The following is a 590-nucleotide window of genomic DNA, read 5'->3' on the forward strand; positions in this document are numbered from 1 at the left end:
ATTCTGGTGTAAATCGACGTCTCATTTTATCTGCCTCTATTAAAAGTTAGAGGCGACAACTATCCTGACACAGGGGGGTCAATGAACCACTTAAAGATCTATTACACAAAGAAAAGTAAATGAGAAGACATAAGCCCGGGTTTATTAGTTTAGCTTAGCTTTATTACTACCTCTAAAAGCGCAGCGCCTCTTAAACTCTTTGTGAATAAATTACTTATTTCTGGCGTTGCCAACAAATAAAATCTTATAAATTATATTTTTGAGGGGGGAATAGAAGCTGTCGCTTCTCACGCGAGCAAGCTCTGCGGCTACAGGAGTGGTAGTTTACATTTCACTTTATTTTAGGCACAAAAAAACCGACTTAATGTCGGCTTGTTTATGGAAGTGGCGGGCGCAGGACGTATCTTGTAAGAGTGAACCTCCGACTTCTTAGTTCTCAATCCTCCTAAACTCTACATTTCACTTTATTTTAGGCACAAAAAAACCGACTTAATGTCGGCTTATTTATGAAAGTGGTGGGCGCAGGAGGATTCGAACCTCCGACCGCTCGGTTCGTAGCCGAGTACTCTATCCAGCTGAGCTATGCACCC

General features: G+C 41.7%; 1 tRNA gene. It reads right to left on the bottom strand.

The features are described 5' to 3' along the window. Positions 1-513 precede the first annotated feature (513 nt). A tRNA-Arg gene (locus tag I6F54_RS20185) sits at positions 514-590 on the bottom strand.

The organism is Pseudoalteromonas sp. SWXJZ10B (genome assembly GCF_015864475.1).
GTDB lineage: Bacteria > Pseudomonadota > Gammaproteobacteria > Enterobacterales > Alteromonadaceae > Pseudoalteromonas > Pseudoalteromonas arctica.